This is a genomic window from Streptomyces sp. NPDC056169, assembly GCF_042268445.1.
Lineage (GTDB): Bacteria > Actinomycetota > Actinomycetes > Streptomycetales > Streptomycetaceae > Streptomyces.
The window spans coordinates 366,581-381,893 of sequence record NZ_JBHJUO010000004.1 but is presented as its reverse complement, the minus strand read 5'-3'; the positions used below and the strand labels follow the sequence as shown (position 1 = coordinate 381,893).

Annotated in this window: 11 protein-coding genes; 3 read left to right on the top strand and 8 right to left on the bottom strand. The window is 70.7% G+C overall.

All coding sequences use genetic code 11. From position 1 onward, the window contains the following. The first annotated feature begins 5 nt into the window (after positions 1-5). Entirely contained in the window at positions 6-848 is an 843-nt protein-coding gene (locus ACFC0G_RS08695; protein WP_376399337.1) for a hypothetical protein, read from the top strand. Here the strand turns inward: ACFC0G_RS08695 and ACFC0G_RS08690 are convergent. The 8 genes from ACFC0G_RS08690 to ACFC0G_RS08655 all read right to left on the bottom strand — a co-directional run bounded on the left by ACFC0G_RS08690 (position 845) and on the right by ACFC0G_RS08655 (position 10,814). After that, positions 845-1,897, bottom strand: coding sequence for a DUF5954 family protein (locus tag ACFC0G_RS08690; protein WP_376399334.1), 1,053 nt, complete (start codon positions 1,895-1,897; stop codon positions 845-847). The two genes, ACFC0G_RS08695 and ACFC0G_RS08690, sit on opposite strands and share 4 nt — an antisense overlap. Before the next feature lie 86 nt (positions 1,898-1,983). Further along, positions 1,984-3,021 (bottom strand): ABC transporter permease, encoded by a 1,038-nt coding sequence (locus ACFC0G_RS08685; protein ID WP_376399331.1) that lies wholly within the window; start codon positions 3,019-3,021, stop codon positions 1,984-1,986. After that, positions 3,018-4,610 (bottom strand): sugar ABC transporter ATP-binding protein, encoded by a 1,593-nt coding sequence (locus ACFC0G_RS08680; protein WP_376399328.1) that lies wholly within the window; start codon positions 4,608-4,610, stop codon positions 3,018-3,020. The genes ACFC0G_RS08685 and ACFC0G_RS08680 overlap by 4 nt, the downstream gene beginning before the upstream one ends. 106 nt (positions 4,611-4,716) lie before the next feature. Beyond that, entirely contained in the window at positions 4,717-5,769 is a 1,053-nt protein-coding gene (locus ACFC0G_RS08675; protein WP_376399325.1) for a substrate-binding domain-containing protein, read from the bottom strand. A gap of 344 nt (positions 5,770-6,113) precedes the next feature. Next, positions 6,114-7,457 (bottom strand): ABC transporter substrate-binding protein, encoded by a 1,344-nt coding sequence (locus ACFC0G_RS08670; protein WP_376399322.1) that lies wholly within the window; start codon positions 7,455-7,457, stop codon positions 6,114-6,116. 86 nt (positions 7,458-7,543) lie between these two features. Beyond that, a complete protein-coding gene (locus tag ACFC0G_RS08665) occupies positions 7,544-8,530 on the bottom strand; it encodes a carbohydrate ABC transporter permease (RefSeq protein WP_376399319.1) in 987 nt (328 codons plus the stop codon). A 4-nt stretch (positions 8,531-8,534) separates the two neighbouring features. After that, positions 8,535-9,461, bottom strand: a complete 927-nt coding sequence (locus ACFC0G_RS08660) for a carbohydrate ABC transporter permease (RefSeq protein WP_376399317.1) — start codon at positions 9,459-9,461, stop codon at positions 8,535-8,537. A 369-nt stretch (positions 9,462-9,830) separates the two neighbouring features. Continuing rightward, positions 9,831-10,814 (bottom strand): LacI family DNA-binding transcriptional regulator, encoded by a 984-nt coding sequence (locus tag ACFC0G_RS08655; RefSeq protein ID WP_376399314.1) that lies wholly within the window; start codon positions 10,812-10,814, stop codon positions 9,831-9,833. Between the two features lie 421 nt (positions 10,815-11,235). Between ACFC0G_RS08655 and ACFC0G_RS08650 the strand changes: the two genes are divergently transcribed. Then, positions 11,236-12,681, top strand: a complete 1,446-nt coding sequence (locus ACFC0G_RS08650) for an RICIN domain-containing protein (protein WP_376399312.1) — start codon at positions 11,236-11,238, stop codon at positions 12,679-12,681. 117 nt (positions 12,682-12,798) lie between these two features. Further along, positions 12,799-15,249 carry an RICIN domain-containing protein gene (locus ACFC0G_RS08645; RefSeq protein WP_376399309.1) on the top strand — a complete coding sequence of 817 codons (2,451 nt, stop codon included), beginning with the start codon at positions 12,799-12,801 and terminating at the stop codon, positions 15,247-15,249. Positions 15,250-15,313: the final 64 nt, after the last annotated feature.

The following is a 15,313-nucleotide window of genomic DNA, read 5'->3' as shown; positions in this document are numbered from 1 at the left end:
GCGTCGTGGAACCGCCTGAGCATCGCGCCGAAGGCGCGGGACCGTTCACCACCCGGCTCACCTGGCACCGCCCCGAAGGGCAGACGGTGGTCTGGGAGTCGCGGCTCGCACGCAAGCGTGGGGCGCTGTCCGTCCGCGGCCCCGGCGGCGCGGTCGCCCTGTCCCCGACGGCCGATGCCCGGGTCCTCGACCGCCTTCGGCGACTCAACTCCCTCGCATCGGGCGCGTTCTTCCTCGGCGGCCTGCTCTTCGCTCTCGGCGCCGGGGTCGCCCAGTTCGGCTCGGGCGACCCGGTCGAGAGCGCCTCGATCTACTTCGCGGGCGGACTGTTCTTCACTCTCGGGGGCTACACCTCGCTCTTGCAGGTCCTGAACGCGCCCCGCCACTCTCCAGGGGGCGGCCCACTGGCCACGGGCCGTTGGCGGTGGTGGGGGTACGAGCCGATGCGGCTGGACTGGCTCAGCACGTTCGTGCTGTTCGCCGGGACGCTCGTGTTCGGGGTCAACCTGCTGGATTCCTTCCTCCAGGGCCTCAGCGTCCAGCAGACCAACCGGCTGATCTGGACTCCCGACGTGGTCGGGTGCGTGCTGTTCCTGGTGTCGGGACATCTCGCGTTCGTCGAGATCTGCCACCGCTCCCGCCCCTGCCTCCGCTCGCGCAGCCTCGGCTGGTGGGTGGTCGCGGTGAATCAGTTCGGGTCGGTGCTCTTCATGATCGCCGCGCTGGCCGCCTTCACCCGGCCCTCCACCCAGAGCCTGATCAACACCGACATCGCCAACTGGGGCACGCTGTGCGGTGCGCTGTGCTTCTCCGCCGGTGGCGTACTCCAGGCCTTCGAACGCCCTTAGGGCCTGTCCGTCGCGTCGTCCTCGTCGCCTTCGTCGTCCTCGTCGTGGTGCACGGTGCCGTCCTCGTCCATGCGCGGGTGCATCTTCATCGGCCCGTACCGGTCGATGTCCGAAGGGCGCGGGCCCTCCGGGCCGTCGGGGCCGAACCGGATCATCCGTTCGACCCGGCAGATCCGGAACTCCCGGCCGTCCACCCGTGCTTCGTCGGCACGGCCGGCGGCCCTGAAGAGCTCACCGGCCGCGCGGTACCGCTCCCGTTGCTCGTCGTCCCACTCGTACACCCTGGCCCACAGGCCGCCGAGGCCGACGTACAGGTCCCGCCGTGCGTCGTGCGGCGTCGGTGCCAGCGAGCCGTGCGGCTGCCAGCCGTCACCGTGGCGCTCCACGATGCCGAAGGTGACCGGCAGCATGGCGATGTCCGGGTGGGTGGTGACCGCCTCCAGGGAGTCGGCCCGGACGTCGGCGGGATAGCGCTCCCCGGTGTAGTGGAACTCCCGCAGCCCGATCCGCAGCGCCTCCGCCATCACCCCGCGCACCGTCTCCGGGTCGAGGACGGCATCGGTGTCGTCGGAGCGGCGTTCACCGGGCTGCCGCTCCCAGACCCGGAACACCGGCTCCGGATCGGTGGGGCGCGGCGGTTCGAGACCGTCGTCGCCCCAGCGCGCGAACTCGTCGGCGCGCACGACCCGGTACGTCGTGCCCAGCACCTCGACCTCGTCGACCGGCTCCCGTTCGAGGACGCGCACGGCCTTGAGGAGCTCGCGCCGCACCGCCGGGTCGTCGGTGTCGTCCTTGGCCCGGAAGAAGAACATCGACTGCAGGCTGTCCCGCGTCTCCTGCGGCATGCCGGACCGCACCGGCACCACGATCCGCCACGGGCCACCCGGTTCCCGCGCCGCCGCCCCGAACAGCGCGCCGCGCACGGCGAGCCGTGGATACCGCGCGGCAGCCTCGACGGCATCGGCCTCGGTGACCCAGGCGACGGGATCCTCTCCCTGCACCAATCCCGCGTGCGCCCTGTCGAGCCGTCGTTTCGCGTGCTTGTCCATCCACGCATTGTGGTGCCGGACCGGGCGGGCGGTCAGGGAATCGGCAGGACATCGCCCGACCGAGACCCTGACGCCGACGGAGACCGTCAGTGAGGCAGGCCTACGGCGCGTTCGCCGCTGCGGCGTTGCTGGATGACGACCGCGATGACGAGCAGCGCGCCCTGGGCGACGTTCTGCCAGAAGGTGTTGATGCCCTCGACGGTCAGCCCGTTCTCCAGGCAGCCGAGGAGGGCCACCGCGAGCAGGGTGCCGCCGATGCCGCCCTTGCCGCCCTTGAGCGCGGCGCCGCCCAGGGCCGCCGCCGTGATGGCCTTGAGCTCCAGGCCCTCGCTGCCGGACACGGGCTGGCCCGATCCCGTACGGGCCGTCAGCAGGATGCCGGCGAGGGCCGCGACGACGCCGATCAGCGCGTAGACGCAGATCAGGTACTTGTTGATGCTGATGCCCGCGAGGCGCGCGGCGGTGTCGTTGCCGCCGATCGCGTACAGGTTGCGTCCGATGTCGGTGTACTTCAGCAGCAGGTGGACGGTGACGGCCACGACGATCAGGATCCAGACCATGACCGGCAGACCGGCCAGCTTGCCGCGCCCGAGGAAGACGAAGACGTCGTTGTTGAGGACGTAGCCCTGGGCGCGTCCGTCGGACAGGAGTTGGGCGAGTCCCTTGTACGCGGCGAGGCCGGCGAGCGTGGCGATGGTGGGGTTGACCCGGCCGTAGACGATGACGATGCCGTTCAGCGCGCCGATGAGCACCCCGACGCCGACGGCGGCGAGCATGCCGAGGAAGGCGCCCGAGCCGGTGGCGGTGAAGACCATGGCGCTGACGACCGACGCGACGCCGACCTGCGAGCCGACGGAGATGTCGAGGCCGCCGCAGATGATGACCACGGTCTGCACGATCGCGAGCAGCCCCGTGATGGTCGCCGCCTCGGCGACGACCTGCATGTTCGACAGGCTCAGGTAGTTCTCGTTCAGGACGCCGAACAGGACGAGGACGACGGCCAGGGCGCCGATCAGGCTGATGTTCTGGCCGCCGATGCCCGCGAGGAGGTTCGGCCGCCGAGCGGCGGGGCCGTCGCCCGGGGATCCCTTCACGGCAGGGGAGGAAGAGCTGGTGAGGGTCATGAGGTGGCTCCGGGGGCGGTGCCGACGATGTCGTCGGCCATGGCGAGTTGGAGGACGGATTCTTCGGTGGCTTCGCCGCGGTCGAGCTCGCCCGTGATGCGGCCGTTCTGCATGACGACGACACGGTCGGAGAGACCGAGGAGCTCGGGGAGTTCGGAGGAGATGACGAGCAACGCGACGCCCTCGGCGGCGAGATCGGCGATGATCTGGTAGATCTCCGCCTTCGCGCCGACGTCGATGCCGCGGGTCGGCTCGTCGAGGATGAGGATCTTCGGCTTGCGGGCCAGCCAGCGGGCCAGGACCACCTTCTGCTGGTTGCCGCCGGACAGCTTGCGCACCTCGTGGTCGATCGACGGGGTACGGACCCGCAGCCGGTCCGCGTACTCCTGCGCGAGCCGGCGCTCGGCCGCGCGCCGGACGAAGCGGAACCGCCGCAGCCGCTCCAGCACCACGAGCGAGGTGTTGTCCTTGACGGACTGCTGGAGGAACAGCGCCTGGGCCTTGCGTTCCTCCGGCGCGAGGCCGAGTCCGGCGGCGATCGCCTCGCCCGGCCGGCCGCCGCGCAGCGGAGTGCCGTCGAGGGTGACGGTGCCGCCGCGGACGGGCAGGTCGCCGGCGAGCGCGAGGGCGAGCTCCGAGCGGCCGGCGCCGATCAGGCCCGCGAGACCCACGACTTCGCCGGCACGCACCTGAAGGGAGATGTCGGTGACGTCGTCGGTCGTGAGGTTCCGGACGTCGAGGACCAGCCGGTCGGTGGAGACGCGCTCGCGTACGAACGTGGCGGACAGGTCGCGGCCCACCATCCGGCGTACCAGCTCGCGTTCGTCCGTGGCGTCGGCGTCCTGCACGCCGACCAGACTGCCGTCGCGCAACACCGCGATCCGGTCGGAGAGCCGGAAGATCTCCTGCATGCGGTGCGAGACGTACACGATCGCGATGTCCTGGTCGCGCAGCCGCCTGATGAGCGCGAACAGGGCGTCGACCTCGTGCTCCGACAGCGAGGACGTCGGCTCGTCGAACGCGATCAGCCGGGCGGGCGTGCCGCCGGTCATCGCGCGCATGATCTCCACCAACTGGCGCTGGGCCGGGGTGAGTTGCGAGCCGAGCAGGTCCGGGTCGAGGACCTGGGCGAAGCCCAGCCGGTCCAGGTCGGCCCGGACGCGCCGGTTCAGCGCGGCCCGGTCGAGCATCCGCCCGTGGCGGCGGGGCAGGGCGCCGGCGTAGACGTTCTCCGCCACGGAGATGTGCGGGATGATCTCGGGTTCCTGCGGGATGATCCGGATCCCGGCGGCCCGTGCGCGGGCAGGGGAGTCGAGTGCGACGGGTGCGCCGTCCACGACGACGTGCCCCTCGGTGGGCTGGTGGTCACCGGTGAGGATCTTCAGGAGCGTGGACTTGCCGGCGCCGTTCTCGCCCATCAGCGCGGTGACCTGCCCGGCGGGGAAGTCGAGCGTGACGCCGCCGAGCGCCTGCACCGCGCCGAAGCGCTTGGTGACGCCCGACACTCCGACGGGCCGGGGGTGGGACGCCGCGGGAGGCGGGCCGCCGGGGGATCCCGGGGCGGTGGCCGGGTGGTGCGCTGGGCTCATGGGTCGGTTCACCTCGAAGGCATGGAGCAGGCGTGGTGCGGGCGTGGTGGGTACGGGGTGGGTCACCGGCCGGCGGTCGTCCGTGGCGGCCGCCGGCCGGGAGCACTCAGGCGCAGGTGACTCCGGCGCTCTTCCACGAGGCGCGGTCGACCATGGTGGTCGGCGCGAAGGCCTCGGCGGGGAAGTCCTTGCCGTTCTTGAGCTTGTCGTACATGGTCTGGACGGCCAGGGCGCCGACGTCCTTGCCGTTGATGAACAGCGCGGCCTTCATGCCGGTCGGCTTGTCCGACTGCCACTCCTTGCAGGCGAGGTACGCGCCGAGCCCGACACCGATGACGTTGGCGGGCTTCACGCCGGCGTTGGCGAGCGCGGTCACGCCGCCCATGACGTTCTCGTCGTTGCAGCCCCAGATCACCCAGTTCTTGACGCCGGAGTTGGCGGTGACGGTCGCGGCGATCTTGTCCTGGGCGCCGGTGGGTGTGTTGTCGGTGGGGACGTCGATGGTCTTCACGCCGGGGACGGCCGCCTCGAAGGCCTTCTTCGCGCCGGCGACCCGGTCGCCGCAGACCGTGACGTCCTGCTTCCATGCGGCGATGACCCGGGTGTCGGCGGCCGTCCAGCCGGCCTTCTTGTACTCGGCGGCGGCGCGCTTGCCGACCTCCTCGCCCATCTGGGCGCCGCTGAAGCCGATCCGCGGCACCAGGGCGTCCTTGTCGCAGGCGGCCGGGTCCGGGCCGGTGGTGCAGATCTGGTCGTCGGAGGTCAGCAGTGCGACCTTGCCGTCCTTCGCGGTCTGGGCGACCTGCGGGCCGACGGCCGGGTCGGGGACGACGATGATGACGCCGTTCGCCTTCTGGGCGATCGCCGACTGCACCTCGCTGACGGTCTTGTTGGCGTCGTTGCCGAGGTTGACGACCTTGAGGTCGATGCCGAGCTCCTTCGCCTTCTCCTTCGCGCCCGCGGCCTCGCCGATGAAGTACTCCTGGTCGCCCTGCTTCTGCAGGTACGTGATCGAGATCGCGCCGTCGACCGTGCCGACCTTGCCGGCCTCGTCGTCGGAGGCGGCCTCCTTGCCCGAGGAGCACGCGGTGCTCAGGCCGAGGGTCAGGAGCAGGCCGGTGGCGGCGGCGACGCGACGACGGGAGGGGGAACGGAACATCGGGGGCTCCTTGGTGCTGACGGCGACCGCCGCTTCGGGGACGCGTCGCGGAGGTCGGTTCGAGAAGAGGAGGAAGAGGCCGCGGAGTGGGGCGCGCGCCTCGGCAGGGAACCCTGGATTCTTCGAAATCGAACAGGTTCCAACGATTAACTACATAACACAACGCGATGACGAGGGCGTCAAGAGATGTGGCAGGTCGAGACGAGTCTGTGATGTATGGCCGTGTAGATCGCGAAATGACAGCAGAAAACCCCCAGTTCGCCGGGCATGTCATCGGGATCGATGGCATGCCCGGCCGCACTGGGGGTCTAACAGAATCAAACAGTCGTGGGGCGGGAGCAGGGCTACTTGTTGACGGTGAAGCCCTGGTCCTTGCCGTACGTGACGCTGGCCTCCTGCCAGGCCTTCAGGCCGTCGGTCAGCTTCGTGGGGGAGACGTACGCCTTGCCCACGGTGTCGTTGAAGATCGAGTTCGCGTACACCTGGTAGGGCAGGTAGGACCAGTCGGCGCCGACGTTGCGCGCCGAATCGGCGAAGACGCGGTTGGCCTGCTGGCCGCCGAAGTAGGGGAACTCGGCGTCGAGGAACGCCTTGGACTCCAGGTCGGCGCGGGTGGCCGGGAAGGCGCCGGCGGCGACACGGCTGGATGCCCCGGCGCCGGTGGTCGCGAACTCCGTGAAGGCGTAGGCGAGTTCCTTGTTCTTCGAGGCCTTCGGGACGGCGAGCGAGCTGCCGCCGTTCTCCGCGCTGGTCTTGTCGCCCTTCGTCCACTGCGGCAGCGGCGCGACCCGCCAGTCGCCGGAGGCGGCCGCGACGCCGGAGGTGAGGTTGGCCGGCATCCAGGCGCCGATGGAGAGCGTGGCGAGGGAGCCGTCGGCGAGGCCCTTGTACCAGGCGTCGCTCCACGAGCTGATCGGCGCGACCAGCTTCTCGTCGAGGAGCTTCTGCCAGGTGGCGGTGTACTTCTTGGTGCCCTTGTCGCCGAAGTCGACGGTGACGTCCGTGCCGTCGGTCTTGTACGGGCGGCCGCCGGCCTGCCAGATGAGGCTGGTCGTGGCACCGGCGTCACCGGTGTCGTTGGTGATGAAGATCTTCGGGTCGGCCTTGTGGAGGGCGCGGGCCGCGTCCACGTACTCGTCCCAGGTGGTCGGCACCGTGATGCCGTGCTTGTCGAAGACCTTCTTGTTGTAGAAGAAGGCCATGGGGCCGGAGTCCATGGGCAGGGCGTGGATCGCCTCGCCTCCCTGGGTGACCGCGTTCCACGGGCCGGGCGTGAAGGCCAGCCCGTGCTTCTTGGCGCCGTAGGGCGAGAGGTCCTCTATCGACTTGCCGATGGCGAACTGACCGAGGGCGTAGTACTCGATCTGCGCGACGTCCGGGGCGCCGGAGCCGGCCGCCATCGCGTTCTGCAGGGCGGTGTACTGCTTGTCGCCGGTGCCGGCGTTGACCAGCTCGATGTCGACCTTGGGGTACTTCTTCTCGAAGTCCTCCGCCACCTTCTTGAGCGTGGGTTCCCAGGCCCACACGGTCACCTTTCCGCCCTTGTCGAGGGCTGCCTGGACGTCCTTCGGCGAGTTCCCGCCGGCGTCGGTGTCCGCGGCGTCGGAGCCGCAGGCGGTCGCGGTCAGCGCGAGCGTGGAGGCGACGGCGAGGGCGCCGAGGAGTCTGCGGGCGGCGTGCGTTCTCATGGGCTGTGCTCCTGGTCGGTGATGCGGCAGGGAGGAGGGAGAGGGAGAAGGAGAAGGGGAGGGAGAAGGAGAAGGGAGCGGCGGGGTCATTCCTTGACGCTGCCCGCGGCCAGGCCCGACTGCCAGTACCGCTGGAGCAGCAGGAAGACGGCCACGATCGGCACGATCGTCAGCAGGGAGCCGGTGATGATGAGGTCGAACACGGCCTCGCCGCCCGCCGTCTGGGCCTGTGCGTTCCAGGCGTTCAGGCCGAGCGTCAGCGGGTACCAGTCGGGATCCTTGATCATGATCAGCGGCAGGAAGTAGTTGTTCCACGTCGCGACCATCGAGAACAGCAGCACGGTGACCGTCCCCGGCATCAGCAGCGGCAGCGCGATCGTGAAGAAGGTGCGCAGCTCGCCGGAGCCGTCGATGCGCGCCGCCTCCAGGAGCTCGGCGGGTACCGCCTCGGCGGCGAAGACCCACATCAGGTAGAGCCCGAACGGCGAGATCAGCGACGGGATGATCACCGCCCACGGGGTGTTCGTCAGCCCCATGTTGCTGAACATCAGGAAGGTGGGGACGGCGAGGGCGGTGCCGGGTACGGCCACGGCGCCGAGCACCACCGCGAAGACCGCGCGGCGGCCCGGGAACTCGTACTTGGCGAGGGCGTATCCGCCGAGGACGGCGAGGACCGTGGCGCCGCCCGCGCCGGCGGCGACGTACAGCAGGGTGTTGAGCAGCCAGCGGACGAAGACGCCGTCGTCGTACGTGAGCGTGCGGCTGACGTTGTCCCAGAAGTGCGACTCGTCGGCGAACCAGAGCCCGAAGGAGTCGAACAGCCCGTTCTGGTCCTTGGTGGCGTTGACGACGAGCCAGCCGAGCGGGAGCAGGGTGTAGAGGAGGACCAGGCCGGTCACGAGGGTGAGCGGCACGCTGGGGCGGGGGTGGAGCGGCGTGTGGGGGAGTCGCCCCCGGCGCTTCGCCGTACCGGTCCCGGACCCGCGGGTGCTGGCCGGAGCGGCGGCGACGCGGCGGCCGGGGGAGGAGGGGGCGGCGGAGTCGGAGGCCGTGGTGGTGAGGGACGTGGTCATCGGCTCAGCCCTTCCGCATGCCGCGCAGCTGGACCGTGTAGGCGATGATCGCGGTGATCACGCCCATCACGATGGCCACGGTCGCGGCGTAGTTGTGCTGCTGGCCGGCGAAGGACAGCGAGTACGTGTACAGGTTGGGAGTGAAGTCGTTGGTGATCGCGTTGGGCGCGAGCTTCTGCAGGATGCTCGGCTCGTTGAAGAGCTGGAAGCTGCCGATGATGGAGAAGATCGTGGCGATGACGAGGGCGCTGCGGATCGCGGGGAGCTTGATCGAGGCGATGACCCGCCACTCCCCGGCTCCGTCGATGGCCGCGGCCTCGTAGAGCGAGCGGGGCACGACCTTGAGGGCCGAGTAGAAGATCAGCATGTTGTAGCCGACGAACTCCCAGGTCACGATGTTGCCGATCGAGGCGAGTACGAACGGGGGAGAGAGCGGGTCGGGAAGCGACAGGCCGAACGCTTCGTTGACGTTGCCGACGAGGCCGAACTGGGTGCCGTAGATGAAACCCCACATGAGGCTCGCGACGACGGCCGGGACGGCGTAGGGCAGGAAGACGCCGACGCGGAAGAACGACTTCCCGTAGAGCCTGCCGCTGTCGACCGCGAGGGCGACCAGTAGCGCGATGCCCAGCATCACCGGCACCTGGACCGCCAGGAACAGGCCGACCCGGGCCAGCCCGTCCCAGAACCGCGGGTCGGTCAGGGCCTGCGTGTAGTTGTCCGCGCCCACGAACGACCTGCCGCCGATCAGCCGGTCCCTGAAGAGGCTCAGGTAGGCGGCGTACGCGATCGGTGCGAGGAAGACGAGGGCGAAGACCGCGACGAACGGGCCGGCGAATCCCCATCCGGTGAGGGCGTACCGACCCAGGGGGCGGCGGCGTCGTGGCCGGGGTGGTGGGACTGCCTGTGCGGACGTCGACAGGAGCGTCATGGTGGGTCCTTGCGTCGTTGACCGACCGGTCGGGAACGGAGGGGTGGAGGCGTGAGCCTCAGGGCCGACAGGCCGGAAGAAGACTGATCCGATGAGCCATGTTTACGTAATCATCGATGGCCTGATGGTGGCACCACCGTGAGACGGGCGTCAAGCACAGCGCGGTAGCGAACAGAGACGATTCAGATGACGATCGGGGACACGACGGCCGGTCGGGGCGGTCCGGGACGCCGTCGTGGACAACGCGGGAAAGCCCGCCCACGGATGCGTGGGCGGGCGGCGGCGGTGTGCGTGGGCGTCGGGCGGGCGGACGAGCGGTCGTGCGTGTGGGCCGTCAGGCGGGCGGGTGAGCGGTCGTGCGCGTGGGCGTCAGGCGGGCGGGGGTGCCGTGCTGCCCCGCACCACCAGGGTGGGTTCCACGGCGAGGCGGTGCGGGCCGTTGGCGCGGTGCTCGATCTGCTCCAGGAGCAGGGTCACGCAGTGCCGTCCCACGACGTCGAAGTCCTGGTGGACGGTGGTGAGCGGCGGTTCGAAGTACGGGGCCTCGGGGACGTCGTCGAAGCCCGCCACGCTGACCTCGTCCGGCACCTTCCGCCCCGCCTCGCGCATGGCGCGCAGGACGCCCAGCGCCATCTGGTCGTTCGCCGCGAACACCGCCGTGACGTCCGGGGCCTCGGCGAGCGTACGGCCGGCCAGATAGCCGGACTCGGCGCTCCAGTCGCCGTACAGCGTCGGGGGTACGGGCGCGCCGGCCGTGACCAGGGTGCGCTCCCAGGCCTCGGAGCGCCGCCGGGCCGCGAAGGAGTCGCGCGGGCCGCTGACGTGGTGCACCGTGCGGTGGCCCAGGTCGAGGAGGTGGCCGACGACGCTCGCGGTGCCGCGGGCCTGGTCGAAGTCGACGTTGGGGTAGCGGTGCCCGGTGTCGCCGTCGGCGACGACCACCGGCATCGTGGGCGGCAGACGCAGCGACGGCGTGTCCAGCATCTGCGACTCGATGAGCACGATGCCGTCGACGGACTGCAGCATCAGGTGCCGGAAGGCCTGCTGGACGGCGGCTTCGGTCTGGGCGCGGATCCCCATGAAGTTCACGGAGAAGCCGGCCTCGCGGGCCGCGTCGGCGATGGCCGCGAGCGTCCGGGCGTTGCCGTGGGCGCCGACGTCGAAGCTGACCACGCCCAGCGCCCCGAACTTGCCGGTGACCAGCGCCCGGGCCGCCGCGTTGGGGCGGTAGCCGAGGGCCTGCATGGCCTCCAGCACCTTGGCGCGGGTCGTCTCGTCCACGTTGTCGTGGTTGTTGGCGACACGGGAGACGGTCTGGGAGGACACACCCGCCCTCGCCGCGACCTCGGCCATGGAGGGCCACTTCCGGGGTGTGCGCGAGCGAGGTGCTCTCGCCGCCTTCTCCGCCACAGTCGACCGCCTTTTCCCGCTTTTCCCGAGGCCTGGCGCGTGCGCGCGTCGTGCGCTCCCGCTGTTGAATGTTGACGCAAACACGCCGCCGGGTCAAAAACCCGGCCCGTCTCCGCCCAAGTCCTTGACAGCGTCCCGCAGGCCTCACACACTTCCGGTCACGCCGTGTTTACGAAAACATTACGTAGATCCGGTGATCGGGACGGTCCGGATCGACCGGCCACCCCCTCTCAGAGGCCGACCGTACGTCCCCACCGGTCGGCCATCTCTCCCGGGCGCCCCCCTGCTCCGGACCCCCAGCGGTCGGAGTCCGCGCTGCCCGCGCGGAGCGCCCGGTCCGACGAAGACCACGAGGTATCGCGACATGCGACTCAAGATCTCCGGAACGGCGGCGGTCCTCTCCGCCCTTTCCGCCCTCCTCCTCTCCCTTCTCGCCGCCGTGGGCACCGCCTATGCCGCCCCGGTGACCCTCGCCAACGGGACCCAGTTCACCGCCCCCGACGGCAGCGCCGTGCACGCCCACGGCGGTGGCGTCGTCAAGGTCGGCGAGTACTACTACTGGTTCGGTGAGAACCGCAACGCCGACAACACCTTCCGGTACGTCTCCGCCTACCGCTCCACCGATCTGAAGACCTGGGAGTTCCGCAACCACGTCCTGACCGAGGCCTCGGACCCGGAGCTGGACTGGGCCAACATCGAGCGCCCGAAGGTCGTGTACAACAGCGCCACCGGACAGTTCGTGATGTGGATGCACAAGGAGAACGGCTCGGACTACGGGGAGGCGCGCGCCGCCGTCGCCGTCTCGTCCACCGTGGACGGCGACTACACCTGGCGCGGCAGCTTCCGGCCCCTCGGGCACATGTCCCGTGACATCACGACGTTCGTCGACACCGACGGCACCGGCTACATGATCTCGGCCGCCAACGAGAACGCGGACCTGCACGTGTACCGGCTGACCGCCGACTACACCGGGATCGAGTCCCAGGTCCAGAAGCTGTGGTCGGGGCAGTGGCGCGAGGCGCCCGCGATGTTCAAGCGCAACGGCGTCTACTTCCTCCTCACCTCCGGCGCCACCGGCTGGTCCCCGAACCAGCAGAAGTACGCCACCGCGAGCAGCATCACCGGTTCCTGGACCGACCTGAAGGACGTGGGCGACTCCACGACCTACCGCAGCCAGACCGCCTACGTCCTGCCGGTCCAGGGCACCAAGGGCACCAGCTACCTCTACATGGGCGACCGCTGGGGCAACTCCATGGGCGGCACCGTCAACGACTCCCAGTACGTCTGGCTGCCGCTGAACTTCCCCACCGACACCTCCATGACGATGGAGTACTCCCCGCAGATCACCGTCGACACCGCCGCCGGGACCGTGACCGGGATGAACGTCGCTTGGGAGACGCTGTCCGCCCGCCACAGCGGCAAGTGCGCCGACGTCGCGAACTTCGACACGAACGCCGGCGCGCAGCTGATCCAGTGGGGCTGCGGCGGAGGCGTCAACCAGAACTTCTGGATCAAGAAGCTGGGCACCGGGTACGTCCAGATCATGGCCCGGCACAGCGGCAAGTGCCTCGACATCGCCGGCGCCTCGACCGCGGACGGCGCGTTCGCGGTGCAGAACACCTGCAACGGCTCCACCTCCCAGCAGTGGAAGGTCCGGACGACCGACGCGGCCGGCTACGTCGAACTCGTCGCCCGGCACAGCGGCAAGTGCCTCGACGTCGTGAACTGGTCGACGGGCGACGGCACCGCCCTTGAGCAGTGGACCTGCAACGCGGGCGACAACCAGAAGTGGCGGCGCGCGGCGGCCTGACCGTCCGCGCACCCGACCGGGCCGGCGGCACCGCAGCCGCCGGCCCGTACGCCCTGGGTCGCGCCCCCCCTTCCCGCTGTCCGGCCGCGCCCCCTCCCAGCCCTCAAGGAGCAGTCCGTGTTCCCCATCCGTCACCGACCGGCGTCGCCCCGGCCCCGATCGCGTTCCTCCCGCCCGTCCAGGAGCCTCGTCGCCCTGGGCGCGGCCACGGCCCTCGCGACGACCGCCCTCACCGCGGTCGGGCCCGCCTCGTCCCCGGCGGCCGCCGCGGAGTCGCCGGCCGCGGCGCTGACCGTCCGCCTCGACCCGAGCTACCAGCACCCGGCCTTCCAGGGCTGGGGCACCGCACTGGCCTGGTTCGCCAACGTCACCGGCGGCTGGCCCGACGCCCAGCGCAACGCCCTCGCCGACGCCCTCTACGGCGCCGACGGCCTCGGCTTCACGATCGCCCGGTACAACATCGGCGGCGGAGACAGCCCCGAGACCACCCCCTACATGCGACCCGGCGGCGCCGTCCCCGGCTACTGGAACCGACCCGGCGCCGAGGCCCCCGACTGGTGGGACCCGGCCCGCCCCGACCACTGGAACCCCACCGCCGACGCGAACCAGCAGTGGTGGGTCTCGGCCGCCAAGGCGCGCGGCGCGACCACCTTCGAGGCGTTCTCCAACTCCGCCCCGTACTTCATGACCCAGAGCGGCCTGGCGTCCGGCGCGGCCAACGGCTGGCAGGACAACCTCCGCTCCGACCAGTACGACCGGTTCGCCGCCTACCTCACCGGCTCCCTCCAGCGGGCCCAGTCCGCCACCGGCGTCACCTTCGACTCGGTCTCCCCGGTCAACGAGCCCGACACCGACTACTGGCACGCCGGAGGACGCCAGGAGGGCTCGCACTGGGACCGCGCCTCCCAGGCCCGCATGATCAGCACGCTGCGCGCCGCGCTCGACGCCCAGGGCGTGACGACCCCCATCGCCGCCATGGACGAGACCAACCCGGAGAAGTTCCGGTCCGACTGGGAGTCGTACGCCCCCGCCGTCCGCGACGCGGTCGGACGGCTCAACACGCACACCTACGGCACGAACGGCCGCACCGGGGCCCGGGACATCGCCAAGGGCGAGGCCACACCGCTGTGGATGTCCGAGGTGGATCTCGGCGGCAGCGTCCCGCAGAGCTTCACCTCCATGAGCCCCGCCCTCGACCTCGCCCAGCGCATCAACGACGACGTGCGCGAGCTGGAGCCGCGCGCCTGGGTCCTGTGGCAGGCGGTCGAGGACTACGAGAACATGACGCCGTCCCGCGAGAACTCCAACTGGGGCCTGATCCAGACGGACTTCACCCCCGAGAACACGGCGACCGAGCCCCTGCGCAAGAACAAGAAGTACTGGGCGATGGCGAACTACAGCCGATTCGTCCGCCCCGGCGCACGCGTCATGAACACCGACGACCCGCAGACCCTGGCGGCGGTCCGGCCGGGCGGGGGCACGGTCGTCGTCCACACCAACCCCACCGGCGAGGCGCGCGAGCTCACCCTGAACCTGGACGGCTTCCAGACGGCCGCCGACGGCCCCGTCGAACGCTGGACCACCGACGCCGGCAAGAACCTCCAGCGGGACGGCGACGCGGCGGTCGCCGGGCGGACGCTCAAGGCCACCGTCGGCCCCGGCTCCGTGACCACGTTCGTCCTGCCCACGGTCGACGGCGTGAACACCACGGCGACCACCGCCCCCACCGGCACGCCGCGCCGGCTGCTCAACGACCACAGCGGCAAGGCCCTCTCCGTCGTCACCGTCGGCGGCAAGAGCACCGTCGTGCAGCAGACCCCCGCACCGGCCGACACCGCCCAGCAGTGGACCTTCACCAAGCTGTCCGCCGGCGACTGGGGGAACACCGCCGCCTACCGCCTCACCCACGTCAAGTCCGGCAAGGCGCTCTCCGTCTCCGGCGGCGCCCTGGTCCTCGCCTCGTCCGGATCGTCCACCGCCCAGCAGTGGATCCGCTCGACCACGGGCGACGGCCACAGCACCCTCATCAACAGCGCCACCGGGAAGCTGCTCGACGTCACGGGCGCCTCGACGGCCGACGGCGCGCCCGTCGGCGTCTACCAGCCCACGACCGGCGGCAACCAGTCCTGGACCTTCGCCGGCACGGCACCCGACGTCTGGAAGACGCTCTCCCTCCGGCACAGTTCCCAGTGCCTCGACGTCGTCAACGCCTCGACCGGTGACGGCGCGGCCGTCGTCCAGTACGGCTGCAACACCGGCACGAACCAGCAGTGGTCGCTGCGTCCCACCGGCGGCGGCTACGTGACCGTCGTCGCCCGCCACAGCGGCAAGTGCCTCGACGTGAGCGGGGAGTCCACGGCCGACGGCGCGGAGGTCTTCCAGTACGCGTGCAACGGCGGCCGCAACCAGGAGTGGGCGGCGCGGAGCACGGGCGACGGGTACGTCACGCTGACCGCCCGGCACAGCGCCAAGTGCCTGGGCGTGAGCGGCGGATCCACCGCCGCCGGGGCCCCCGCCGTACAGCGGACCTGCGACGGCGGCACGAGCCAGCAGCTCCGCCTGGGCTGACGCGGAAGGAACCGGGCTCCGACCCTCTGGTCGGAGCCCGGCTCTCGTGCGTCGCCGCCGGGGG

Coding starts and splice junctions, on each gene's coding strand:
- ACFC0G_RS08685 (WP_376399331.1), bottom strand. CDS start 3,021: ATGACCCTCACCAGCTCTTCCTCCCCTGCCGTGAAGGGATCCCCGGGC.
- ACFC0G_RS08670 (WP_376399322.1), bottom strand. CDS start 7,457: ATGAGAACGCACGCCGCCCGCAGACTCCTCGGCGCCCTCGCCGTCGCC.
- ACFC0G_RS08690 (WP_376399334.1), bottom strand. CDS start 1,897: ATGGACAAGCACGCGAAACGACGGCTCGACAGGGCGCACGCGGGATTG.
- ACFC0G_RS08665 (WP_376399319.1), bottom strand. CDS start 8,530: ATGACCACGTCCCTCACCACCACGGCCTCCGACTCCGCCGCCCCCTCC.
- ACFC0G_RS08650 (WP_376399312.1), top strand. CDS start 11,236: ATGCGACTCAAGATCTCCGGAACGGCGGCGGTCCTCTCCGCCCTTTCC.
- ACFC0G_RS08675 (WP_376399325.1), bottom strand. CDS start 5,769: ATGTTCCGTTCCCCCTCCCGTCGTCGCGTCGCCGCCGCCACCGGCCTG.
- ACFC0G_RS08655 (WP_376399314.1), bottom strand. CDS start 10,814: ATGGCCGAGGTCGCGGCGAGGGCGGGTGTGTCCTCCCAGACCGTCTCC.
- ACFC0G_RS08680 (WP_376399328.1), bottom strand. CDS start 4,610: ATGAGCCCAGCGCACCACCCGGCCACCGCCCCGGGATCCCCCGGCGGC.
- ACFC0G_RS08660 (WP_376399317.1), bottom strand. CDS start 9,461: ATGACGCTCCTGTCGACGTCCGCACAGGCAGTCCCACCACCCCGGCCA.